This is a genomic window from Pseudomonas sp. ABC1 (assembly GCF_013395055.1).
GTDB lineage: Bacteria > Pseudomonadota > Gammaproteobacteria > Pseudomonadales > Pseudomonadaceae > Stutzerimonas.
The window spans coordinates 3,787,114-3,810,190 of the sequence record NZ_CP058349.1; the positions used below are offsets into that span (position 1 = coordinate 3,787,114).

26 protein-coding genes are annotated in these 23,077 nt (G+C 63.2%); 11 read left to right on the top strand and 15 right to left on the bottom strand.

Annotated features, from left to right (window positions below):
• Positions 1–11 precede the first annotated feature (11 nt).
• Genes HW090_RS16675 through arsC form a run of 3 tightly spaced genes read right to left on the bottom strand, consistent with a single transcriptional unit; the run spans position 12 to position 1,370 of the window.
• Positions 12–422: a DUF2069 domain-containing protein gene (locus HW090_RS16675; protein ID WP_179114583.1), complete on the bottom strand. Its 411-nt coding sequence runs from the start codon at positions 420–422 to the stop codon at positions 12–14.
• Positions 415–1,020, bottom strand: coding sequence for an NAD(P)H:quinone oxidoreductase (gene wrbA / locus HW090_RS16680; protein WP_179114584.1), 606 nt, complete (start codon positions 1,018–1,020; stop codon positions 415–417). The genes HW090_RS16675 and wrbA overlap by 8 nt, the downstream gene beginning before the upstream one ends.
• The gene (gene arsC / locus HW090_RS16685) at positions 1,017–1,370 is read right to left on the bottom strand and encodes an arsenate reductase (glutaredoxin) (protein WP_179114943.1); all 354 of its coding nucleotides are present in this window, start codon (positions 1,368–1,370) and stop codon (positions 1,017–1,019) included. The genes wrbA and arsC overlap by 4 nt, the downstream gene beginning before the upstream one ends.
• Before the next feature lie 190 nt (positions 1,371–1,560).
• On the opposite strand from arsC, the gene HW090_RS16690 reads away from it, so the two are divergent.
• A complete protein-coding gene (locus HW090_RS16690; RefSeq protein ID WP_256930689.1) occupies positions 1,561–2,013 on the top strand; it encodes a TlpA disulfide reductase family protein in 453 nt (150 codons plus the stop codon).
• A 197-nt stretch (positions 2,014–2,210) separates the two neighbouring features.
• Here the strand turns inward: HW090_RS16690 and HW090_RS16695 are convergent, their stop codons facing one another.
• The 3 genes from HW090_RS16695 to HW090_RS16705 form a co-directional block, all read right to left on the bottom strand.
• Positions 2,211–3,119, bottom strand: coding sequence for a hypothetical protein (locus HW090_RS16695; protein ID WP_179114585.1), 909 nt, complete (start codon positions 3,117–3,119; stop codon positions 2,211–2,213).
• 9 nt (positions 3,120–3,128) lie between these two features.
• Positions 3,129–4,844 carry a proline--tRNA ligase gene (locus tag HW090_RS16700; RefSeq protein ID WP_179114586.1) on the bottom strand — a complete coding sequence of 572 codons (1,716 nt, stop codon included), beginning with the start codon at positions 4,842–4,844 and terminating at the stop codon, positions 3,129–3,131.
• Between the two features lie 163 nt (positions 4,845–5,007).
• Entirely contained in the window at positions 5,008–6,273 is a 1,266-nt protein-coding gene (locus HW090_RS16705; protein WP_179114587.1) for an OprD family porin, read from the bottom strand.
• A gap of 280 nt (positions 6,274–6,553) precedes the next feature.
• Here HW090_RS16705 and HW090_RS16710 point away from each other — a divergent pair, with 280 nt between their 5' ends.
• The gene (locus HW090_RS16710; RefSeq protein ID WP_179114588.1) at positions 6,554–6,973 is read left to right on the top strand and encodes an HIT domain-containing protein; all 420 of its coding nucleotides are present in this window, start codon (positions 6,554–6,556) and stop codon (positions 6,971–6,973) included.
• 1 nt (position 6,974) lies between these two features.
• Complete coding sequence (locus tag HW090_RS16715; RefSeq protein WP_179114589.1) at positions 6,975–7,184, top strand: SlyX family protein; 210 nt, start codon at positions 6,975–6,977, stop codon at positions 7,182–7,184.
• A gap of 50 nt (positions 7,185–7,234) precedes the next feature.
• Here HW090_RS16715 and HW090_RS18025 read toward each other — a convergent pair whose 3' ends face one another.
• Together HW090_RS18025 and HW090_RS16725 are read right to left on the bottom strand one after the other, a co-directional pair.
• A complete protein-coding gene (locus HW090_RS18025; RefSeq protein WP_179114590.1) occupies positions 7,235–7,849 on the bottom strand; it encodes a cold shock domain-containing protein in 615 nt (204 codons plus the stop codon).
• 238 nt (positions 7,850–8,087) lie between these two features.
• Complete coding sequence (locus HW090_RS16725; protein ID WP_179114591.1) at positions 8,088–8,558, bottom strand: Dps family protein; 471 nt, start codon at positions 8,556–8,558, stop codon at positions 8,088–8,090.
• 315 nt (positions 8,559–8,873) lie between these two features.
• On the opposite strand from HW090_RS16725, the gene greB reads away from it, so the two are divergent.
• On the top strand, positions 8,874–9,347 hold the full coding sequence (gene greB, locus HW090_RS16730) for a transcription elongation factor GreB (RefSeq protein WP_179114945.1): 474 nt from the start codon (positions 8,874–8,876) through the stop codon (positions 9,345–9,347).
• An 83-nt stretch (positions 9,348–9,430) separates the two neighbouring features.
• Here the strand turns inward: greB and HW090_RS16735 are convergent, their stop codons facing one another.
• Positions 9,431–11,935: an ABC transporter permease gene (locus HW090_RS16735; protein ID WP_179114592.1), complete on the bottom strand. Its 2,505-nt coding sequence runs from the start codon at positions 11,933–11,935 to the stop codon at positions 9,431–9,433.
• Positions 11,932–12,618: an ABC transporter ATP-binding protein gene (locus tag HW090_RS16740; RefSeq protein ID WP_179114593.1), complete on the bottom strand. Its 687-nt coding sequence runs from the start codon at positions 12,616–12,618 to the stop codon at positions 11,932–11,934. The genes HW090_RS16735 and HW090_RS16740 overlap by 4 nt, the downstream gene beginning before the upstream one ends.
• A 10-nt stretch (positions 12,619–12,628) precedes the next feature.
• Between HW090_RS16740 and HW090_RS16745 the strand changes: the two genes are divergently transcribed.
• Genes HW090_RS16745 through HW090_RS16755 form a run of 3 tightly spaced genes read left to right on the top strand, consistent with a single transcriptional unit; the run spans position 12,629 to position 14,536 of the window.
• Complete coding sequence (locus HW090_RS16745; protein ID WP_218673549.1) at positions 12,629–13,234, top strand: arylesterase; 606 nt, start codon at positions 12,629–12,631, stop codon at positions 13,232–13,234.
• A gap of 43 nt (positions 13,235–13,277) precedes the next feature.
• Positions 13,278–13,559 carry a hypothetical protein gene (locus tag HW090_RS16750; protein WP_179114595.1) on the top strand — a complete coding sequence of 94 codons (282 nt, stop codon included), beginning with the start codon at positions 13,278–13,280 and terminating at the stop codon, positions 13,557–13,559.
• Between the two features lie 29 nt (positions 13,560–13,588).
• Complete coding sequence (locus HW090_RS16755) at positions 13,589–14,536, top strand: L,D-transpeptidase family protein (protein WP_179114596.1); 948 nt, start codon at positions 13,589–13,591, stop codon at positions 14,534–14,536.
• Positions 14,537–14,607: 71 nt separating this feature from the next.
• Here HW090_RS16755 and HW090_RS16760 read toward each other — a convergent pair whose 3' ends face one another.
• Positions 14,608–14,862, bottom strand: a complete 255-nt coding sequence (locus tag HW090_RS16760) for an Lpp/OprI family alanine-zipper lipoprotein (protein WP_179114597.1) — start codon at positions 14,860–14,862, stop codon at positions 14,608–14,610.
• 200 nt (positions 14,863–15,062) lie between these two features.
• Here HW090_RS16760 and HW090_RS16765 point away from each other — a divergent pair, with 200 nt between their 5' ends.
• Positions 15,063–15,356, top strand: coding sequence for a GNAT family N-acetyltransferase (locus tag HW090_RS16765; RefSeq protein WP_179114598.1), 294 nt, complete (start codon positions 15,063–15,065; stop codon positions 15,354–15,356).
• 495 nt (positions 15,357–15,851) lie between these two features.
• Here the strand turns inward: HW090_RS16765 and HW090_RS16770 are convergent, their stop codons facing one another.
• Positions 15,852–16,928: a 3-deoxy-7-phosphoheptulonate synthase gene (locus tag HW090_RS16770; RefSeq protein ID WP_179114599.1), complete on the bottom strand. Its 1,077-nt coding sequence runs from the start codon at positions 16,926–16,928 to the stop codon at positions 15,852–15,854.
• Between the two features lie 203 nt (positions 16,929–17,131).
• Here HW090_RS16770 and HW090_RS16775 point away from each other — a divergent pair, with 203 nt between their 5' ends.
• Both HW090_RS16775 and cysB read left to right on the top strand, forming a co-directional pair.
• On the top strand, positions 17,132–18,073 hold the full coding sequence (locus HW090_RS16775; protein WP_179114600.1) for a putative 2-dehydropantoate 2-reductase: 942 nt from the start codon (positions 17,132–17,134) through the stop codon (positions 18,071–18,073).
• Positions 18,074–18,232: 159 nt separating this feature from the next.
• Positions 18,233–19,207, top strand: coding sequence for an HTH-type transcriptional regulator CysB (gene cysB / locus HW090_RS16780; RefSeq protein ID WP_179114601.1), 975 nt, complete (start codon positions 18,233–18,235; stop codon positions 19,205–19,207).
• 30 nt (positions 19,208–19,237) lie between these two features.
• Here cysB and HW090_RS16785 read toward each other — a convergent pair whose 3' ends face one another.
• From HW090_RS16785 to HW090_RS16795, 3 genes are all read right to left on the bottom strand, one after another.
• On the bottom strand, positions 19,238–20,254 hold the full coding sequence (locus HW090_RS16785; protein WP_179114602.1) for a M48 family metallopeptidase: 1,017 nt from the start codon (positions 20,252–20,254) through the stop codon (positions 19,238–19,240).
• Positions 20,254–21,279, bottom strand: coding sequence for a YjgN family protein (locus HW090_RS16790; RefSeq protein ID WP_179114603.1), 1,026 nt, complete (start codon positions 21,277–21,279; stop codon positions 20,254–20,256). Before HW090_RS16790 ends, HW090_RS16785 begins: the two co-directional genes overlap by 1 nt.
• A gap of 384 nt (positions 21,280–21,663) precedes the next feature.
• A complete protein-coding gene (locus tag HW090_RS16795) occupies positions 21,664–22,284 on the bottom strand; it encodes a phosphoadenosine phosphosulfate reductase family protein (RefSeq protein WP_179114604.1) in 621 nt (206 codons plus the stop codon).
• A 139-nt stretch (positions 22,285–22,423) separates the two neighbouring features.
• Here HW090_RS16795 and thrH point away from each other — a divergent pair, with 139 nt between their 5' ends.
• Positions 22,424–23,041 carry a bifunctional phosphoserine phosphatase/homoserine phosphotransferase ThrH gene (gene thrH / locus HW090_RS16800; protein WP_179114605.1) on the top strand — a complete coding sequence of 206 codons (618 nt, stop codon included), beginning with the start codon at positions 22,424–22,426 and terminating at the stop codon, positions 23,039–23,041.
• The last annotated feature ends 36 nt before the right edge of the window (positions 23,042–23,077 follow it).

The following is a 23,077-nucleotide window of genomic DNA, read 5'->3' on the forward strand; positions in this document are numbered from 1 at the left end:
CATGACCGGGTTCAGACTTCGCCGTTGATCCTGCGCTGGTACTGGTAGCACCAGCGGGTATAGAGCAGCGCCGAGACGAATAGCGTCAGGCTGAGCAGCACTTCCAGCGCGCCATAGAGCTGGCGGGCCGGGTCGATGCAGGCCAGGACGCCCTGGATGAAGTACAGGTTGACGATAAAGCAGGTCCAGGCGTGTGCCCTCGGGCTACCGGCGATGATGCCGGGCGCCATCAGCAGCAGTGGCAGCAACTGGATGCTCAGGACAACCCAGGTGCGTGCGCCGTGGAGGTCGGCGAACAGCAGGTTCCAGCCCAGTAGCAGCAAGGCCAGTGCGATGAAGCTGAACAGGCTGAGCCAGCGGCTGAAGGTGACCCTGGGGCTCAGCCATTTCAGGGGAGGCAGGGGACGGGGCTTTCTAGCCAAGGTTCTTCTCCAGCTTGCTGGCAGTGTGCGCCAGGCGTTGCCCCAGGGCGCGGCACAGCGCGATTTCGTGCTCGTCCAGCGGGCGTTTGCCGTCTGCGCCGGCGTGATGGCTGGCGCCATAGGGCGTGCCGCCGCCACGGGTTTCTACCAGTGCGCTCTCACTGTAGGGCAGGCCCGTGACCAGCATGCCGTGGTGCAGCAGCGGCAGCAGCATCGACAGCAAGGTGCTTTCCTGGCCGCCGTGCAGGCTGGCAGTCGAGGTGAAGACGCCGGCCGGCTTGCCGACCAGTTCGCCGGTCAGCCACAGGTTGCTGGTGCCGTCGAGGAAGTATTTGAGCGGTGCCGCCATGTTGCCGAAGCGCGTCGGGCTGCCGAGGGCCAGGGCCGAGCAGTGCCTGAGGTCGTCCAGGGTGACATAGGTCGCGCCCTGCTCGGGAATGGCCGGGGCCACGGCTTCGCATTCGGCGGAGACTTCCGGCACGCAGCGCAGCCGCGCTTCCAGTCCAACCATTTCCACGCCGCGGGCGATGTGCCGGGCCATGTCCGCCGTGGCGCCATGGCGGCTGTAATACAGCACGAGGACGTAGGCGGCACTCATGACAGTATCTCCAGTACACGCTCCGGTGGCCGTCCGATCACTGCCTTGTCGGGGGTGACGAGGATGGGGCGTTCGATCAGGCGGGGGTGAGCGGCCATCGCGGCGATGAGTCGTTCGTCGTCCAGGCTGTCGTCACCGAGCCCGAGGGATTTGTACTCATCCTCCGAGGTGCGCAGCAACTGGCGGGCGGGAATGCCCAGTTTCGCCAGCAGCCCGGTCAACTCGTCGGTGCTGGGCGGCGTTTCCAGATAGAGGCGGATGCTGGGTTGCAGCCCTTGCGCCTGCAGCAGTTCGAGGGCACCGCGCGATTTCGAGCAACGCGGATTGTGATAGAGGGTCAGTTCGGTCATAGCGCTCACGTCGGTCCAGTCCAGGCGGGCATTCTAGCGTCTATGGGTGATGCCTGGCTGCTGTGGTGAACTGACGCGCATGCAGGGCTGGCTCTATCGGCCCGTGGTCAGTACGCAGAGGCAGGCCAGGCTGTTTACTGATAGCCTCGCCGCTGTCTGTATGGCAACGATCGGCAACGGGAGGCGTGTGATGGCTGGGTATGGTTTCAGGGGGATGGTGTTGGGCGCGGCGTTGCTGCTGGGCGCCTGTGGTGGGGATTGGGGTGTCGACCAGCAGGGGCGGACAGTCACGGCCGCCGAACTCGATGGGCGCTGGTTGCTGGTCAACTACTGGGCTGAATGGTGCGGACCGTGCCGTACCGAAATACCCGAGTTGAATGCGTTGGCCGGCAGCGACGATGCCTTGCGTGTGCTCGGGGTGAATTTCGATGGCTTGCAGGGCGAGGAACTGGCGACGGCGGCCAAGGCGCTGGGTATCGAATTCACCGTGCTGAGCGACGACCCCGCCGAGCGCCTGAAATTGCCACGCAGCGAAGTGCTGCCGGTCAGTTACCTGATCGATGACAAGGGCGTGTTGCGCCAGACGCTGGTGGGCGAGCAGACCCGCGAGGGCATCCTGGCTACCTGGCAGGCGGAGCGGTAAGAACCATGCCTCTCAACGTCTTCGCCCGTAGCCTGGGTCGAGCGCAGCGACACCCAGGGCATGCGCTCGATGGGTATCGCTGCGCTCCCCCCATCCTACCCATTCGCTTGGAGTTCGCGCGAATGCCATGAGCTGTTGTTCAACGACGTTGAAAGGCACGGTTCTAACCCGCTCCGGGGCGAGTGGCCGAGCTCTGGTCAGAGCGCCGAGCGGCCGGTCTGCAGCTTCAGCAAGTCGAGGAATTCCCGCTGTAGCTCAGGGTCGTGGCGCGTCAGTTCGATCAGGCTCAGTTCCAGTTCACTGGCTTCTTCTTCCAGCCCCAGTTCTTCCAGGCGGTCGACACGGTGCACCCACTGCCGGACGTCATCGCTTTCCAGGTCGCTGAAGATCAGTTCGTGCGCTTCTTGCAGTTTCTGCTGCAGGTCGCGGTTGACCAGCAATACTTCGTCTGCCCTGACGTTATCCTGCGGGTCCTCGACGCTCAGGTGCAGCCTGTCGGCCTGGCCGATGTCTTCGTCCAGCAGGTTGAGGTGCAGTATCCCGCCTCGGTCGGTGAGCAGTTCATAGTGCTGCGAGCCGGTCCTGACGGCGACCGGGCGCTCGGCCCAGGGCAGGCTGGAATACTCCAGGCGCGCGGCGCGCCGCTGTTCTTCCAGGCTGGCCAGATTCTGTTGCGAGCGACCGTTGGACTCGACGTTCATGAACGGGTTGAGCCCGGCGAAACCGTAGTCGATCCAGCCCCGGGTCACGCTCTCGGGCAGGGTGCCGAGCAGGAACACGTTGATGATATTGGCGCCGACACCGGCCACGACCGCCACCGCGCCCAGCGGGATTTCATAGAGCTCGCGCCAGGCCTGGTAGGGCGTGTATCGGTCATAGCGGCGCGTGACCTCGAAGTCGGTGACTTCGAAGGTCTTCTGGTCCTGGATACGGATGCGCCGCTGGGGCAGTTGCAATACCGGCTCGCCGATTTCCATGCGCAGGTTGTGATCGACCAGCGTGCGTTCTGCACGGGTTTCGTACTCGCTGCGCTGAGGCAACTGGTTGGCGCACCCGGCGAGGGTCAGCGCCACACAGACTGAGGCAATGGAACGTGGGGTAGGCATGGTTTCCTGTCAGCGCTGGACTCGCGATTGGATGAACGACAGGATCTCGGCCAGCGCAACGTTCTGGGCTTCTTCGTCACGGCGGTGCTTGTATTCGAGGACACCCTCATTCAGGCCGCGCTCACCGACGACGATGCGATGCGGTATGCCGATCAGCTCCATGTCGGCGAATTTGACGCCCGGACTGGTCTTTTTGTCACGGTCGTCGAGCAGGACTTCGTAACCGGCGGCGCTCAGCTCGGCATAGAGCCTGTCGGTCGCCTCACGTACCACGTCGTTGTCGTACTTCATCGGCACCAGGGCGATCTGGAAGGGCGCCAGGGCGTCCGGCCAGATGATGCCGCGTACGTCGTGGTTCTGCTCGATGGCAGCCGCGACCACGCGGGACACTCCGATGCCGTAGCAGCCCATGGTCAGTGTCGCGGGCTTGCCGTTCTCGCCCATAACGGTGCAGTTCATGGCTTCGCTGTACTTGGTGCCAAGCTGGAAGATGTGCCCGACCTCGATGCCGCGCTTGATCACCAGTTTGCCCTGGCCGTCCGGGCTCGGGTCGCCTTCCACCACGTTGCGCAGGTCGGCGACCGGCGGCAGCGGCAGGTCACGCTCCCAGTTGATGCCGAAGTAGTGCTTGTCGTCGACATTGGCGCCGGCGCCGAAGTCGCCGAGCAGGGCGACCGAGCGGTCGATGACGACCGGGATCGGCAGGTTCAGCGGGCCGAGGGAGCCGGGGCCGGCACCGATGGCGGCACGTATCTCGGCTTCGGAGGCGAACACCAGTGGGCTGGCGACTTGCTCCAGGTTGGCGGCCTTGATCTCGTTCAGTTCGTGGTCGCCACGGATTACCAGGGCAACCAGCGTGCCTGCCTCGGCACCCTGCACGACCAGGGTCTTGACGGTCTTCTCGACCGGCAGGCCGAACTGTTCTACCAGTGCCGCGATGGTCTTGGCGTCGGGTGTATCGACCAGACGCAGGGCTTCGGTGGCCGCGCTGCGCTCGGTTTCACGTGGGATGGCTTCGGCTTTCTCGATGTTGGCTGCGTAGTCGGAGGTATCGCTGAAGGCGATATCGTCTTCGCCCGAGTCGGCCAGGACATGGAATTCGTGGGAGCCGGTGCCACCGATGGAGCCGGTGTCCGCCTGCACGGGGCGGAAGTTCAGCCCTAGGCGGGTGAACACCTTGCAGTAGGCCGTGTGCATGCGGTCGTAGGTCTGCTGCAGGGAATCCTGGTCCAGGTGGAAGGAATAGGCATCCTTCATCAGGAACTCGCGGCCACGCATCAGCCCGAAGCGCGGACGGATCTCGTCGCGGAACTTGGTCTGGATCTGGAAGAAATTGATCGGCAACTGCTTGTAGCTGCTCAGTTCGTTGCGGGCCAGGTCGGTGATGACCTCTTCGTGGGTCGGGCCGACGCAGAACTCGCGGTCATGGCGATCCTTCACACGCAGCAGTTCCGGGCCGTACTGCACCCAGCGACCGGATTCCTGCCAGAGTTCGGCAGGCTGGATGGCCGGCATCAGCACTTCCAGGGCTCCCGCCTTGTTCATTTCATCGCGCACGATGGCCTCGGCCTTGCGCAGCGCCCGTAACCCCATCGGCATCCAGGTGTAGAGCCCGGAGGCGAGTTTGCGGATCATGCCGGCGCGCAGCATCAACTGGTGGCTGATGACGACGGCGTCGGACGGGGTTTCTTTCAGGGTCGAGAGCAGGAACTGACTGGTACGCATGGCTGGCCGTGATGTCCTTGCGGGGTGACTTGGGAATGGGGCGGCATTGTACGGCCCCGGCAGGGGCGCGTACAGGAGACGCGACTTGGAAACTGATCGCCCATAACGAGAGAACCCGGCGCAGGCCGGGTTCTGTGTGTCGCGAACGATCAGGCTTCCCGGATTACAGGATGCTCAGCGGGTACTCGACGAATGCGCGGATTTCGCTCATGTCGTTCCAGTAGCCATTGCTGGTACGCAGGATCGAGTTGCGCAGCTTGAAGGACAGGTCCTTGGCCGGGCCGCTCTGGATCACGTAGGAAACCTGGTTGAAGATTTCGCGCTCCGTTCCGCGCCCTTTGCCCGCACCGAGGTCGATGTTGCTGCCGCGGATATAGGCCGATTTCCAGGCCAGGCCGGGTACGCCGTAGCCAGCGAAGTCCAGCTCGTAGCTGGCCTGCCAGGAGCGTTCGTCCTTGGAGTTGAAGTCGGACAGGAAGGAGTTGGCCAGGTAGATGGCGCTGCCGCCGTCGCCGTAGTCATAGGCATAGCCTGCATCGCCAGTGTTGCGCTGGTGAGCCAGGATCAGCGCATGGGCGCCGAAGGAGTACTTGGCTGCCAGGCTCCAGATGGTGTTGCGGTCGCCTACACCATCTCCACCCCAATCGAGCGCGGCTGCGGAACCGTTGTCATATTTGGTGCGGTAGATGTTGAAGTCGAAGCCGAGGGACTGTTCCGACGCCAGGGGAATCCCGTATGTGACGTTGGCATACTGCTTCTTGTAGACGTCTTCGACATCGGAGAAGTACAGCGCCGCGCTCAGGTTTTCATTGAAGGTGTACTTACCGCCGACGACGTCGATGGACTTCAGCTTGCGCACACTGTCCCAGCCGGAACGGTTGTTGTCGTTCTGGGCGGTGAAACGACCGGCGTTGACTTCCAGGCCTTCGATTTCATTGCTGGTCAGCAGGGTGCCAGTGAAGGTCTGCGGCAGCAGGCGGGTCATGTCGTAGGACAGCACCGGCAGCAGCGGCAACTGGTTGCCGTACTTGAGCACGGTGTTGGAGACGCGGAACTTGATGGCGGCGCCAGCTTCGGAAATGTCCTTGTAGGCATCGCCCTTGCTGTCGGTGCCGAAGAAGGAGATGCCGCCATCATTGCGGCTATGGCCCGTGTCGAGGCGAATACCGAGCAGGCCATAGGCGTCCACGCCGACCCCGACGGTGCCCTGGGTGAAGCCTGATTCGAAGTTGGCAATGAAACCCTGGCCCCAGCGGGACTGGTTCTTGAGGCCATCGGCACGGTCGCGAAGGAAGTAGGCGTTGCGCACCAGCACATCGGCCTTGGCATCTTCGACGAAGCCCTTGGCTTCGGATTGAGCGGCGACTGCGATTTGCGAGGTGCCCGCTGCAACAGCGAGTGCCATGACGCTCCATTTCATCAGTTTCATTATTGGGTGCTCCATTTCGGTTTATCGGTAGCTTTATTATCGGTTTTGTTTTGCAAGCGGCCTTGTCGTATACACGCGGTTCCATGCAGGTCTTGCTGTGCCTGTGCGGGACTGGGTCCCAGGCACTCGGCGGGCATTATATTCACACCTTCCGACTTTCGTCTTCGGTCTTGTCTCGCGAAGCGATGCTTTGGTCGTAGAGCACGCAGCCCTTGATGCTTTTGACTGTGAAGGGTTTTCTCGACACCATGCCGCGTCGCCATTCGAAGGAGTTGCCTTTATGTTCGTTCTCGATTCACGCCTGGAGCAAGACACCGTAGTGCTTGGCGATTTCCCCCTGTGCCGGCTGCTGCTGATGAAGGACGCGCATTACCCGTGGTTCATCCTGGTGCCCCGGCGCGAAGATGTCAGTGAAGTGTTCCAACTGGACAGCGCCGATCAGCGGTCCCTGTGGCACGAAGCGGGCAGCCTGGCCGAGACGCTGAAGGACACCTTCGCGGCGGACAAGATGAACGTGGCGACGCTGGGCAACGTGGTCAGCCAACTGCATGTGCATGTGATTGCCCGGCGCAAGGACGATGCAGCCTGGCCGGCACCTGTCTGGGGGCGGCATGCCGCACTTGCCTACACGGATGAGCAGATCGAGGCGATCAGGAGCAAGTTGCGCTTGGTGCTGACCGACTGCGATTTTGGAGTCTGAGATGGATATTCAGGCCCGTGTCGACGATCTCGAGAGCCGGTTGGCGTTCCAGGACGACACTATCCAGACACTGAGCGATGTGATCGCCAGCCAGCAACGGGTGATCGCGCGCCTTGAAAGGCAGATGGAGCTGTTGCTCCGGCGGCAGGAAGAAATTCTCAGCCGGGTTGGCGGGGTGGACGAGGAAGAAGCGCCGCCGCCGCACTACTGACGGGGCGTGAGTGAAAGGGGCAGCCTGCATCGGCAGGCTGCCCCTTGTCGTTACAGGATGCTGACGTCCTCGGCCTGCAGGCCCTTGTCACGCATCATGATGGTGAACTCGACACGTTGCCCTTCGGCAAGAATGCGATGCCCTTCACCACGAATCGCACGGAAGTGCACGAAGACATCATCGCCACTGTCGCGCGAAATGAAGCCGAAGCCCTTGGACGTGTTGAACCACTTCACCGTGCCTTGCTCCCTGCCTGCGGCGCTGCCGCCAGATGCTGCCGGGGCGGCATTGCGGGTGCGCGCGGCGCTGACGCGACGGCCCTTGACCTGGTCGGCGCACAGGTGCAGCAGGGTCGCGACCACGGCCAGCAGCAGGCTGGCGAGGGTGGCCGGCTGGCCCGCGAGGAAGCCGAAGGGCACCAGTACGATCAGCGCCTGGATCGCGACCGACAGTACCAGCAGCACGGATACCGCGGTGATCACCGGACGGGTCTTGCGGTCGGTGTTCAGGTGTTTCGAGGTGATGAACTGAATATTCAGAAGGCCCAGCAGGAACAGGCAGAGTGCTTCGGGTTGAAACAGCAGCGGTATCTCTCCGCGCAGGCTGGGGATGAAGGACAACAGCAGGGCGACGATGCCCGTTAGCACATGAACGATTTTCAACATTTTTGATGACTCACGGTTGGTGACACGACAGGTAATGACGGCCGCCGCCGAGTACGCCATATGACGGCTCGATCAGTCGGAGAGAAAAAGCCTGGATGAAAAGGCGTCCCGGGGGCGTGCAGCGCGGCGTATTTAACAGCAAAGGGCGTCGTGGCTCAAATGAGCTTGTCGAAGGTATGTTTCGTTGAGGGGGAAGGGCCCCGGCGAAAGAAGCTCGCCGGGGAGGGTGGGTAGTGCGTTACTTCGCCAGCAGGCTGCGTAGCATCCATGCGGTTTTTTCATGGATCTGCATGCGTTGCGTCAGCAGGTCGGCGGTGGGTTCGTCACTGACCTTTTCCAGCAGCGGGAATATGCCACGCGCGGTGCGCACGACCGCTTCCTGGCCCTGGACCAGCAGCTTGATCATGTCCTCGGCGCTCGGGATACCTTCATCCTCCTTGATGGAAGAAAGGCGTGCATAGGCCGAGTAGGTGCCAGGTGCGGGAAAGCCCAGGGCGCGGATACGCTCGGCGATGGCATCGACCGCCAGTGCCAGTTCCGTGTACTGGGTTTCGAACATCAGGTGCAGCGTATTGAACATCGGCCCGGTGACGTTCCAGTGGAAGTTGTGGGTTTTCAGGTACAGGGTGTAGGTGTCCGCCAGCAGATGCGCAAGGCCATCGGCAATGGCTGCACGGTCTTTCTCCGCGATACCTATATCGATTTTCATGGTTTTCTCCTCTATGGATGTCTGGCGATTCTGTGTGTCGCATCTTGCCCCTGCTTTCTCGAGGCAAGACGCTGAACGTGGACCCAAGGCATGTTCTTGAGCGTAGTCGATGGGATGTGACCACTCGTCCTTTATGCATGGGATATTGAAAGCCCTTGTGCGCAAGAGGTTCCCTGTTCGGGCGAGAGGCTTCCTACAGGGATGGGCCATGCCCGCCTGGCGCTTGTAAACTCCGCCTACGCGGGTTGCGCCGCGCCGTCATCGCGAGATACTGCATCGCACTCAAGAACCTGAATGATCGTGGGGTCAGCGGATTTGCCAACGAACATCATCACCCAGGAAGGGCATGCCGCCCTCAAGGCGGAACTCGACCAGCTCTGGCGGGTAACGCGGCCCGATGTCACGCAGAAAGTGACGTGGGCGGCATCCTTAGGCGATCGCAGCGAGAACGCCGATTACCAGTACAACAAGAAGCTGCTGCGGGAGATCGACCGGCGCGTGCGCTATCTGCGCAAGCGATTGGAGGACGTCCAGGTCGTCGAGTATTCGCCACAGCAGGAAGGCCGGGTTTTCTTCGGCGCCTGGGTCGAGATCGAAAACCTCGAAGAGGCGCGCATGCGCTTCAGGATCGTCGGCTATGACGAAATCTACGAGCGCAAGGATTACATCTCCATCGACTCGCCCATGGCCCGCGCACTGCTGAAGAAGCAGGTGGACGATGAGGTCGTGGTGCAGACGCCGGGTGGGGAGGCGACCTGGTATGTGGTGGGTATCACTTACCAGAAGTGAGCGGTATGGATACCGCGTAGCGCACGTATTGCCCCCTCTCCCGCAAGCGGGAGAGGGGGCAATAGCGAAAGCCTCCGCTGTCCTCACCCCTCGCGCAGGATGCTCAACGGGCTGGCACTCAAGGTGCGCCGGGTGCCCAGCAGCCCGGCTCCGCCCACCAGTACGGCGCCCAGCAGGGGCAGCAGCAACAGCCAGGGGTGAGGTTGCCAGGCCAGTTCGAAGGCGAAGCGGTAGAGCAGGGCACTGACGATCTCGCAACCGATGGCCGCGAGCAGGCCGCTGCTGGCGCCCAGTAGCCCGAACTCCCCGGCCCTGGCCTTGAGCAGCAGGTTGCGGCGAGCCCCCAGCGCCCGCAGCAGCGCGCCCTGGCGCATGCGTTCGTCGAGGGTGGCCTGGAGTCCGGCGAACAGCACGGCCAACCCGGCAGCCAGCACGAACAGCAGGATGTATTCGACCGCCAGCGAGACCTGCTGGAGGATGCTGCGCAACTGCTCCAGCAGCGCGTCGACCTGCAACAGGGTGATGGCCGGGAAGGCCCTGGCCAGCTCGCTCAGTTCCCGTTCATGGCCGGCTGGCAAGTGGAAACTGGTCAGGTAGGTGGTTGGCAGGTCCTGCAAGGTGCCCGGCTCGAAGACCATGTAGAAGTTGGGCTGGAAGTTGTTCCAGTCGACCTCGCGCAAGCTGCTCACCTGCGCCTCCCGCTCGATGCCGCCGACGTTGAAGAGCAGGCGGTCGCCCAGTTTCAGTGCCAGGCTGTCGGCCAGCTCGCTTTCCACCGAGACGCCAGGCAATTGCCCGGCAGACTCAGTGCCCCACCATTTACCTTCGCTCAGCTCGTTGCCATTTGGCAGGTCGGCCGCCCAGGTCAGGCTGAGGTCGCGGCGGATCGCGCGTTCGCCCTGGGAGTCTTCGCTGACTCGCTCCTGCACGGCCTCGCCATTGATGGCGGTCAGACGCCCCGGGATCACCGGGTAGAGTGGCGCGGCATGCGCGTCCAGGGCCGTCAGGCGCTGCTGGAAGGCGTCGCGCTGGTCGGGGAGGATGTTCAGGGCGAAATGGTTGGGGGCGTTTTCCGGCAGTTGCTGTTGCCAGGTATCGAGCAGTTCGCCGCGCAGCAATGCGACCAGTGCCATGGCCAGCAGGATCATGCCGAAGGCCAGGGACTGCCCGGCCGCCGCCACGGGATGGCGCAGCAGTTGCCCCACGCCCAGGCGCCAGGGCAGCGCGGCATGGGTGAGCAGCCGGCGCAGCCCGGACAGGCCGAGGAGCAGCAGTGCGCCGAGTGCGAGGCAGGCCACCAGGCCGCCGCCGAGCAGGGCCAGGGTCATGCCGAGGTCCAGGCTCAGGCGCCACATGATCAGGCCGAAGGCCAGGATGGCCGTACCGTATACCAGCCAGGTGGCCGTCGCCGGGGGCAGCAGGTCGCGCCGCAGTACCCGCAGAGGTGGGACCTTGCCCAGCGCTGCGAGTGGCGGCAGGGCGAAGCCGGCCAGTGCCACCAGGCCGGTGGCGATACCGCCCAGCGCGGGCCAGAGATCGGCCTGTGGGATGACGCCCGTCAGCAAGTCGCGCAGCAGGAAGAACAGGCCGTTTTGTGCCAGCCAGCCGAGCCCTGCGCCGATCAGGCAGGCCAGTGCGCCGAGCAGGCCGAGCTGGGTCGTGTAGAGCAGCAGCGCCTGGCGCGCGGAAAGGCCCAGGCAGCGCAGCAGGGCGCTGCTGTCCAGGCGCCGGTTGGCGAAGCGCGACGCGGACAAGGCGACGGCGACGCCCGCCAGCAGGATGGCGGCCAGGCTGGCCAGGTTCAGGTAGCGTTCGGCACGTTGCAGCGCGCCGCCGATCTGCCGGTTGCCATCCTTCACCGTCTCGATGTGCTGGTGCGGTTGCAGGGTCACTTCCAGCGCAGCACGGTAGCGGGCCAGATCATCGGCCCCGCCAGCGAGCAGCTCGCGGTAACGCACCCGGCTACCGGGTTGCACCACGCCGGTGGCCTCCAGGTCGTCCAGGTGCATCAGCACCCTGGGGGTAAGGCTGTAGAAGTCGCCGGCGCGGTCCGGTTCGTAGGTCAGTACCCGGGTCAGGCGCAGCACCTTGTGGCCGACCTCGATACTGTCGCCAACCTGCAGGTCGAGCGCCGCGAACAGGCGCGCCTCGGCCCAGGCTTCACCGCTGGCCGGTGCGCCACCGCTGCGTTCGGGTTGGTAGAGTTCGGCTGCGCTGCGCAACTGGCCGCGCAGTGGATAACCGTCCGCGACGGCCTTGACGCTGGCCAGTTGCATGGCCTCGTCCGTGGCGACCACGCTGGAGAATTCCACCAGTTGGCTGCGTTCCAGTGCGGCCTGCCGCGTCAGTTCCTGTTGTGCCTGGGTCGCCGGCGCGCTGCCGTCGAGAACCAGGTCAGCCGCGAGGAACTCCCCGGCGCGCAGCGACATCGCCGCATTCAGGCGGGCGCCGAAGTAGCCGATGGCGCTGCTGGTGGCAACGGCGATCACCAGGGCGAAGAACAGCACGCGTATTTCGCCGCTGTGGGCTTCGCGCAGGAGTTGGCGGGCGGCGAGGGAGAGCAGCCTGAAGAAAGGCAGGCGCGTCATGCCGAGCGCCCGTCGACGACCTGGCGTCCGGCTTCCAGGCGGAGCTGGCGCCTGCAACGGCGGGCCAGGCGTTCGTCGTGGGTGACCAGCACCAGCGTGGTGCCATGTTCCCGGTTGAGTTCGAACAGCAGTTCGGTGATATGCGCCCCCGTCTGGCTGTCGAGGTTGCCGGTCGGCTCGTCGGCGAACAGTACGTCGGGGTTGGCGGCGAAGGCACGGGCCACCGCGACGCGCTGCTGCTCGCCACCGGACAACTGACGCGGATAGTGGCCCAGGCGCGCCTGCAGGCCCACCCGCTCCAGCAGGTGCTGTGCCTGGCGGCGTGCGTCGCGCTGGCCTTCGAGCTCCAGCGGCAGCATGACGTTTTCCAGGGCGTTGAGGCTGTCGAGCAACTGGAACGACTGGAAGACGAAGCCGACATGCTCGGCACGCACCTGCGCCCGCTGGTCCTCGTCGAGCGCCGACAGGTCGTGCCCGGCCAGTTCGACCTTGCCGGAGGTCGGCAGGTCGAGGCCTGCGAGCAGGCCGAGCAGCGTCGACTTGCCCGAGCCTGAGGCGCCGATGATGGCCAGGCTGTCGCCTTTGTCCAGGTCCAGGGAAAGGTCGGCGAGTATGCTCAGCTCGCCTTCCGCGCTGCTGACCACTTTGCTAAGGTTCCGCGCAACGAGAATGCTGGCGCTCATGGAGAGTCCGATGGGTAAGGTGTGGAAAGGGGTTTGCCTGGTGGCGCTGCTCTGGTCGCAGGGCGCGCTTGCCGGGACCGTTCTGGTGGTCGGCGATAGTATCAGTGCCGCTTTCGGGCTGGAAACCAGCCAGGGCTGGGTCGCTTTGTTGCAGAAAGACCTGGATGAGCGGCCTGGACAGTACCGTGTCGTGAATGCCTCGATCAGTGGCGACACCAGTGCTGGCGGGCTCGCCAGGTTGCCTCGGCTGCTGCAGGAGCACCGCCCTGAAGTGGTCATTCTAGAGCTGGGCGGCAACGATGGCCTGCGGGGCCAGCCCCCTGAAGAATTGAAACGAAATCTTGCCGCCATGGCGAACAAGGCCCAGGCCGCAGGTGCCCAGGTGCTCCTGCTGGGCATGCGCCTGCCGCCCAACCTGGGCGTTCGCTACACCTCGGCCTTTGCTGAGGCGTTCGACAGCCTGGCGCGGGAACGCCAACTGGCTTATGTGCCCTTCCTGCTGGAGGGGGTTGGCGGCGTGGCAGGGATGATGCAACGCGACGGTGTCCATCCCACGGCGGAGGCTCAACCGCTGCTACTGGATAACGTGCTGCCGGCGCTTGTCCCCTTGCTTTGATCCGTGTGCGCGGCTACTGTCGCGCCCTCGATTGGAGCCGCCGATGTCGTGTACCGCCAGGACCCTGTTTGCCTACCGTATGATCGTGCCGGACGAGCAGTTCGATCTGTTCGCCTGCCGCGAAAATCGTCTGCATATCGTCGCCCGCCAGCTCGAGCTGAACGGCCATGTGGACCGTACGCTGTGCGACAGCCTGTTGCCGGCCATGCCGCGCTGGCGTGACCTCCCTCAGGACATTCTCAAGGACCCGCGCCTTTGCCCGTTGTGCCGCAAGGCATTGCAGGCCCGTCGGCGGGGACTTCCGTCCGCCACCTGCTATTGGTAGGGTTTCCAGGCCGTCGCCGAGGGTTTCCCATGCTCGTTCGCTTATCCGTCCTGTGTCTCTTGTCCATGTTGCTGGCTGGCAGAAGCATGGCCCTGGAGTTTCCATTGCCGCCGGAAGGCGAGGATGTCGTCGGCGAGATCCGCGTGGTCAAGGCGCGCTATGAAGATACCTTCGCCCTGATCGGCGAGAACAACGACCTGGGTTACCTGGAGATGGTCGCGGCCAATCCCGGTGTCGATCCCTGGCTGCCGGGGGCTGGAACGGACATCATCTTGCCGACCCGCTTCATCCTGCCGTCCGGGCCGCGTGAAGGCATCGTCATCAACCTCTCCGAATACCGCATGTACTACTACCCGCCCGGCGAGCAGGTGGTGCATACCTATCCGCTGGGCATCGGTCGCGAGGGCTGGGGCTCGCCGTTGGGCAACGCAAGGATCACGGCGATGACGCCGAACCCGGCCTGGTATCCACCGGCTTCCATCCGCCAGGAACATGCCGAGGCGGGCGATCCGCTGCCGAGCGTGGTGCCGGCGGGGCCGGACAATCCCCTCGGGCCGTTCAAGATGAGCCTGTCGATGCCGGGTTACCTGATCCATGGCTCGAACAAGAAGTTCGGCATTGGCATGCAGGTCAGCCATGGTTGCTTCCGCATGCTCAACGAGAACGTCCTGGAGCTGGCGCGGATGGTCAAGGTCGGTACGCCGGTGCGGATCATCGACGAGCCGTACAAGCTCGGTATCAGTGGCGGGCGTGTCTACCTGGAGGTGCATGCGCCCTTGCCGGGTGAGGGCGAATTGTCCTTGCTGGACAAGCATGCGAAGGTGGCCAATGCCTTGCTGCGCGAGGAAGCCATGACGCGCAACCTGCGCCTCGACTGGGAGGTGATTCGCGGCATCATCGCGGGAGAGGATGGGTTGCCCATCGAGATCGCTGATGTACAGGCCGTGCTGGAACCGGAAGGTGACTCGCTGTTTTAGGTGCGCTAGCTCATGGCGGATACGAAAAAGCCGAACCCTTGGGTTCGGCTTTTTCGTCAGGCGGCAACCGCTTATTTGCGGCTGGCGCGCTCCAGCATGCGCAGGGCGCGCTCGTTGGCTTCGTCAGCGCTCTGTTGAGCTTTCTGAGCGGCGGTCAGGGCCTGGTCGGCTTTGCTGTAGGCTTCGTCGGCACGGGCCTGGGCACGGGCGGCGGCGTCTTCGGTTGCGGTCAGGCGAGCTTCGCTTTCTTTGGTGATGCTGCTGCTGCAACCGGTAGCCAGGACAGCTGCCAGTGCCAGAGCAGAGAATTTCAGAACGTTGTTCATCGTGTTCCCCTTGAAGTGGAAATCCATAGCAACTTCCGCCATCGAAAGTTTGCGCCCACATACTACCCGTAAGTTCGGACAAGTAAACTGAGCCAGGCGTATAAGTGCGTGATCCCGGTCAATTGATTAGAGTCGCAGTACGCGCCATCCAGTCTGGATGCAATCACAGAGAACAATAACAATCACCGGAGGAACTGGAAGTGAGCGATACGTCAGCCATTCATCATGATAAGTCCGCGCACCAGTTCGAGGTCACGGTGGAGGGGCAACGTGCCTACCTGGCCTACATGGACCTGGGCAAGCGGACTCTGGATATCTACCGCACCTTCGTTCCCGACGCCCTGCGCGGCCGGGGAATCGCCGCCAGCCTTGCCCAGCACGCACTCGATTATGCGCAGCGCGAAGGCTACGAGGTCATCGCATCCTGCTCCTATGTGGAGCGCTATATGGATGACCTGTGGCGGGCAGAGCAGCGGAGCGAAGAGGGCGACTGAGGCGACAGGAAAGCACGCTGTTCGCTACGTCTTTTACCTCTGGCGGGCTGAAAGGCTTGTAAAGCCTCTGGATGTGCGGTTCGAGGCTTGTTCTGCCGACTCGATCTCGCACGCTTGACCTGTCGTTCGCGCATCGCGAACCCGACCAGCCCCTCTACGCAACACGCATGAACCCATCCATGGGGCTCTTCGCCGACGTCCTGTCGGCGAAGGTTGCTCCAAGGGGCTGGTCGGGCTCGCAGTCAATACCGAAGTGACCCAGGGAAAAGCTCACCCCGTCGCTCCCGCGTAGGCGGGAGCCCAGGTGTGCAAGGCTAAGGCTGGCGGGCTTTTTCCTACAGTCACCGCATAAGACGGCTGTGCGGATGCCAGGTGGCGGGACGGGGCCTTCGCCGCCAGGGATGGCGGCGAAGAGCTACAGGGATGTATTCACGCGTGCCCCGTCTCGCCACCTGGCATTCGCACAGGAACGATGAGCCGGAAGCGTACCCGGTATCAACCGCGCTGGCGGCGGGGCAGGACATCCTTGAGCTTGGCGTGCATGCCCAGTACGGCCTTTTCAGTGGTCGCCCAATCGATGCAGGCATCGGTGATGGACACGCCGTACTGCAACTGCGACAGGTCGTCAGGAATCGGCTGGTTGCCCCAGCCCAGGTGGCTTTCGACCATCAGGCCGATGATCGACTCATTGCCTTCGATGATCTGGTTGGCCACGTTGTCCATGACCAGCGGTTGCAGGCCAGGGTCCTTGTTGGAGTTGGCGTGGCTGCAATCGACCATGATGTTGGGACTGATGCCGGCCTTGTTCAGTTGCTGTTCGCAGACCGCGACGCTGACCGAGTCATAGTTGGGCTTGCCATTGCCGCCGCGCAACACCACATGGCCATAACGGTTGCCCTTGGTGGTGACGATGGACACGCCGCCGGCCTGGTTGATGCCGAGGAAGCGGTGCGGGCTGGAGACGGATTGCAGGGCGTTGATGGCCACGGTCAGGCTGCCGTCGGTGCCGTTCTTGAAGCCGACCGCCGAAGACAGGCCCGAGGCCATCTCGCGGTGGGTCTGGGATTCGGTGGTGCGTGCGCCGATGGCAGACCAGCTGATCAGGTCCTGCAGGTATTGCGGGGAGATCGGGTCGAGGGCCTCGGTGGCGGTGGGCAGGCCCATTTCCGCCAGTTCCAGCAGCAGCTTGCGGCCGATGTGCAGGCCGTCCTGGATCTTGAAGGAGTCGTCCATGTAGGGGTCGTTGATCAGCCCCTTCCAGCCGACGGTGGTGCGTGGTTTTTCGAAATACACCCGCATCACCAGGTACAGGGTGTCGGACACCTGTTCGGCGAGGACCTTGAGGCGCTCGGCGTACTCATGGGCCGCTTTCAGATCGTGGATGGAGCATGGGCCGATGACCAGGAACAGACGGTGGTCCTTGCCGTCGAGGATATCGCGAACGACCTGCCGGCCATCCGAGACGGTCTTCTGCGCGTTGGCGGTCAGGGGCAGTTCGCGCTTCAGTTGCTCGGGGGTGATCAGGGTCTCGTTGGAGGCTACGTTGAGGTCGTCGATCGGTAAATCAGCCATCATGTTCTCAATCAGGTCACGGATGCCATCCGCCAGCTATCCCGGTGCGGCGGATCAGGGCTGTGAGCGCAACGGGGAGACGAACCTTAGCGCGTACTCGCTGGCACGACAATGACATTGATAAGCTGTGGGCATTGATTGTCGGCTGGCAGCCTCGGAAGCCACCGGCAGGATCACCCTACAGACATGAACTGGAGTTCCGCATGCATGAATCTCGTCCCCGCATTGGCATCCTCGGCACTGGCGCCATTGGCGGTTTCTATGGGTTGATGCTGGCGCAAGCCGGGTTCGATGTGCACTTCCTGCTGCGCAGTGAATACGAGGCCGTGCGTGAGCATGGCCTGCGCATCCACAGCGTGCCCCATGGCGCATTGCATCTGGAGAGCGTCCAGGCGTATCGCGACGTGGCCGACATGCCTGCCTGCGACTGGCTGTTCGTGGGGGCCAAGACCACCAGCAATGCCGCCCTGGCGCCCTTGATCGCGCAGGCGGCAGCGCCGGGTGCGAAGGTCGTGCTGTTGCAGAACGGTCTTGGGGTGGAGGAGGCCCTGCGGCCCTTGTTGCCGGACACCCTGCACCTGATCGGCGGCCTCTGCTTCATTTGCGTACACCGCGATGCGCCGGGTGTGATCGAGCATCAGTCGCTCGGTGCGATCAGCCTCGGCTATCACTCGGGGCCGGCATCCGCATCGGCACGGCAGGCCGTGATCGACGAGGGGGTGGCGATGTTCCGCGAGGCCGGGCTGGACAGCCATGCCGCTGCCAGCCTGGAGCAGGCGCGTTGGCAGAAACTGGTCTGGAATGCGCCCTACAACGGGCTTTCCGTGTTGCTGCGGGCGAGTACCAAGGCCTTGATGGACAACCCGGACGGTGTCGCGCTGGTGGCGTCGATCATGGAGGAGGTCGTGGCGGTCGCCCAGGCCGCCGGGCATGCCCTGCCGGAAGGACTGGTGGAAAAGATGCTCAAGACCACCCGCTACATGCCTGAATACCTGCCCAGCATGTACCACGACCATGCCCAGGGGCGGCCGATGGAACTCGACGCCATCTATGCCGCTCCACTGGCAGAGGCGGCCCGGCTGGGGCTCGAGATGCCGAGGACCGAAGCGCTCTACCGGGCCTTGCTGTTCATCTCGTCGCGCTGATCGGTACAACTCCCGTGGTGCGCGCTGGGCGCGCCTGGTATGCCGGCGCCTCGGGATTTCTAGCGATCTTATAAAAAGTACTAGAATAGGTTTCTGATAAACAATAAAGTTATAAGCGTCGTGGCGTTCGTCGTGATGCCATTCCTTTGAGGATGACCTATGAAGCTTCAGCAACTGCGTTATATCTGGGAGGTGGCCCACCATGACCTCAATGTCTCGGCCACGGCTCAGAGCCTGTTCACCTCCCAGCCCGGCATCAGCAAGCAGATCCGTCTGCTGGAAGACGAGCTGGGCGTAGAAGTCTTCGCCCGCAGTGGCAAGCACCTGACCCGCGTGACGCCGGCCGGTGAGCGGATCATCAATACCGCGGGGGAAATCCTGCGCAAGTGCGAAAGCATCAAGCAGATCGCCCAGGAGTTCTCCAACGAGCGCAAGGGCACCCTGAGCATCGCCACCACCCATACACAGGCGCGTTATGCGCTGCCGCCGGTGATCAGTAATTTCATTCGCCAGTATCCGGACGTTTCCCTGCACATGCACCAGGGTACGCCGACGCAGATCGCCGAGATGGCGGCAGACGGCACCGTCGACTTCGCCATCGCCACCGAAGGCCTGGAACTGTTCGGCGATCTGGTGATGATGCCGTGCTACCGCTGGAACCGCTGTGTGATCGTCCCGCAGGGCCACCCGCTGGCGAAGGCGGGCAAGTTGACCCTGGAGGCGCTGGCCGAACACCCGATCGTGACCTATGTCTTCGGTTTCACCGGCCGCTCCAAGCTGGACGAGGCTTTCAGTCAGCGCGGCCTATCGCCCAAGGTGGTGTTCACCGCGGCGGATGCCGACGTGATCAAGACCTATGTGCGCCTGGGGCTGGGCGTTGGCATCGTGGCCAAGATGGCGGTGGACCCGAAGCTCGATTCCGACCTCGTCATGCTCGATGCCGGCGACCTGTTCGAGTCCAGCGTGACCAAGCTCGGTTTCCGTCGTGGCACTTTCCTGCGCGGTTTCATGTGCGATTTCATCGAGGCTTTCGCGCCTCATCTGGAGCGCAAGATACTGGCGCAGGCCATCCAGTGCCGTAACAAGGCGGAGCTGGAAGAACTGTTCCAGGGCGTCGAACTGCCCGAACACTGAAAACGAACATGGCGCCCGAGGGCGCCATGTTCACTTCTGCTGTTCGATCAGTCGCGTGCGTTCGACCGTGGGCGGGTGACTGGAAAGATAAGCGCCGACACCGGCCTCTTCCTCGTTCCCGTCCAGCCGCCGCAGGATGTCGGCGAAGCGCTGGCTGGCTATCCCATGCCGTTCCAGCGTCTCCAATGCATAACGGTCGGCTTCCTGCTCGAAGCCCCGCGAGTAGCCCAGTTCGGTGAGGATCAATGGCAACGCGGTCACCGCTGACGACACCGACGACACATCCCCCACCACCAGCGCGGCCAGCACGCCGACAGCCGAGGCTTGCAGCGAGCTGCGCATGCCGTGGCGATTGGCGACATGGCCTGCCTCGTGGGCCAGCACAGCGATCAGTTCTTCATCGTGCTGGGCCAGCCGGATCAACTGGTCGGTAAACACCACGGTACCGGCCGGCAATGCCAGCGCGTTAGGGCCGATGGTCTTCTCCGCATCGCGGAACTGCACGTCGATAGGTGTCTCGGGCGCGTGTTCCTGAATGACCGGGGCGAAGACCTGTAGCAGGCGCTGCTGTTCGGCGGCGGGCAGGGTGCTGGGCTCGAAGAACTGCCGGTCGAGCAGTTGCATGACCAGGCGATCCGCTTGCTGGTTGACCGATACCGGCAGGGCGAACGCCGCTACCTTGGCCAGCGCCGGAACGCCCCATTGCACGCAACTGAAGATGAACGCTCCGCTGAGCAGCAGGCCCAGGACGGCATAGCGCAGTTTCGACTCCAGGCGATGCGCCAGGCCGGTGGCAGGCTTGTGCGCCTCCAATAGGGCGTCCAGCGCGTCGTTGTCCTGGGTTTCGAAGCGTGCATCGCCGGCGAGATAGACGAAGCGCGGCGTGCTGCCGACCCGTGAGGAGCACTTGAGTTGCGTGGCGGGGAATGGCGTGTGCAACGGCTGGCCATCCGCGTCCAGCAGGCGTGCCTGCACGCCCTCGACAAGCAGCGTGGCCGGCTGGCGCGCCGAGCTGACGCCGTCCATGAAGTGCCCGGCGATACGCATCAGAGACCCAGGTCCACGTCGAAGACATCACTCATTTCGCTGCCCAGGGCGGATTGCTCCTGCTGCCTGGCCGCAACGAACTCATCGAGGTCGCCAGTGACCGTCATGCTGACGTGCTGGGCGGCATAACGTGCGGTGCGCACGCGCGCCCACGGGTAGAACAGCCCCAGGGTCAGGACCAGGCACAGGGTGTTGCTCAGCATCAGCCAGGCGTAGGAGCCGGCCTGGTAGTTGGCGTGGAAGCGTTGCTCGCCCAGGGTCATGTGGTTGAAGCGCAGGTTGACCAGCAGGACGCTGCCCAGGGCGAAGACGAACAGGTAGCCGGCGGTGATCGCCACCACCATCAGCGGTGCGAACAGCAGGCTGAGGATGCCACCCGCCACGGCGGCGAGCAGGATGATGCCGATCAGGATCAGGAATACGCGGTAGAAAGCGCCCGGCTTGGCCGAGAAGTCGAAGTGCTGCTTGCCGTAGCGGCTATGGCCGATGATGAAGCGCTCTTGCAGGCACAGGACATAGGGGAACAGCAGGCCGAGGCTCAGGGTCGCCAGCAGCGGCCAGAGCAGGAACACCTTGTAGGCGCCACCCATGGGGGCGTTGAAACCGAAACGGATGCCGCGCCAGGCCGAGTAGTAATGGTGGAAGGCGATCGCGCGAACGATGATGTAGGGCATCAGCAGGGCGAAGATCAACGCCAGGGCCAGAGCCAGGAGCGGCAGGAGCCGTTCGGCGACGACATAGACGACCAGGCAGGCGATGGCGATCAGGCGGCCTTTGAGGATGCGTATCGGGTCGGCCAGGTATTCGAAGCTGCTGCCGTCCAGGTGGGTGTTGCCATAGAAGTAGCGATGGGTACGCACCTTGGCCCAGGGCGAATAAAGCCCCAGTGTCACGATGGTCAGCGCCAGGTTGACGATCCATATACGGAAGAATTCGAAACCCTCTCCGGAAAAGCTGAAGGCCAGGGGCCGTTCGGTTTTCTCGTTATATGTCGTGTTCGGCACGGTATTGCCCGCATCGCTCATTGAAGACCCCAGGAAGTTCAGTAAAAGAAGGCGACGGATCTTAATGATAATTGCATGCTGTTACAAATCTAATTATTTAAAAACACAATAATTACAAGGGCTTATCCGGCAGTGCTGAGTGGGGTGGAGAGAGGGTTGTCGTCACAAGGACGGCGGCATGCAGGGCGTCGCGCGCAGTGAGGGCAGGGCTCAAGTGTCAGCCGGTGCCTACGGAACTTCGCGAGATTGCGCGGCGGAACTTGCTCAGCAATTGATTGAGTGGCAATTGGCTATTGTTGCGAAGTCGATGTATTGCCATCAGCGAAGTTGCATCGGCAACTTCGGTAGTTCATTCAATAGATCGTTTATTGGAGTCTGGCGGCCAGGCAGCCAGACTCCGGAACATCAATGGCTCAGGTGCAGGCCGCACTCGCGGTTCTCTTCGCCCTTGGTCGGGTCGAAGTAGTCGAAGTTGTTCGGCAGGTCGTGGGCCGTCAGGTACTGGTAGAGGTCCTTGGAGGTCCAGGGCAGCAGCGGGGCGACCTTGATCAGACCGTCCGGGTTGATGCTGACCGGATCCATCTGCGCGCGTACGGCAGTGTCGGTGGCGCGCAGTGCGGTGAACCAGACGCCTGGCGCGGTTTCGCGCAGGGCACGGGCGAAGGGTTCCAGTTTGACCTCTTCGGTGAAGGCGGCGTGGCGCGGATCGTCCAGGCCCGGCACCGGACCTTCCAGGGCTTCGCGGTGTGCGCGGCTGCGCTTGGGCAGGTAGGTGACCAGGTTGAGGTCGAGCTTGCGCGCGACTTCATCGGCGAAGCGGTAGGTGGCGTCGGTGTTGTAGCCGCTGTCCATCCAGACGATGGGCAGGTCCGGCTGGGCCTGGGTGACCATGTGCAGGATGACCGCTTCGAAAGGCCGGAAATTGGTGGTGCAGATCGCCGGCTTGCCCAGCGACAGCGCCCAGGCGATGAGCTTTTCCGGTTGGTTGGCGAATTCGGCGTTGATCCGTTCCAGGTCGAGGTCCATTGCAAAGGCTCCAGGGGCTCGTGTGCGTGAGGTGGGCGATGGTAGCAAAAGCGCCCGTGGCTGTTGACCTTTCATTGCGTGGCTCGTGGCGAGCGGATAGAGTTGCCGCCTCATTCGTATCCGTTGATAGGAGCAGCCTGTGGAAATCGCTTGTCTTGATCTTGAAGGTGTCTTGGTTCCGGAAATCTGGATCGCCTTCGCGGAAAAAACCGGCATCGAATCGCTGAAAGCGACGACCCGGGATATTCCTGATTACGACGTGCTGATGCAGCAGCGCCTGCGCATTCTCGACGAGCATGGGCTGAAGCTTTCGGATATCCAGGAAGTCATCGCCACGCTGAAGCCGCTGGAAGGGGCGGTGGAGTTCGTCGATTGGCTGCGCGAGCGTTTCCAGGTGGTGATCCTGTCCGACACCTTCTATGAGTTCTCCCAGCCGCTGATGCGCCAGCTCGGTTTCCCGACCCTGCTCTGCCACCGCCTGATCACCGACGAGAGCGATCGCGTGGTGTCCTACCAGTTGCGCCAGAAGGACCCGAAACGCCAGTCGGTGCTGGCCTTCAAGAGCCTCTACTACCGCGTGATCGCCGCGGGCGACTCCTACAACGACACCACCATGCTCTCCGAAGCGCATGCCGGCATCCTGTTCCACGCGCCGCAGAACGTCATCGACGAGTTCCCGCAGTTCCCAGCCGTACACACCTATGAAGACCTCAAGCGCGAGTTCATCAAGGCGTCGAACCGTAAGCTGGAACTGTAAGCAATCATCGAAACCGCCGAAGGGCCGCCTGGGATA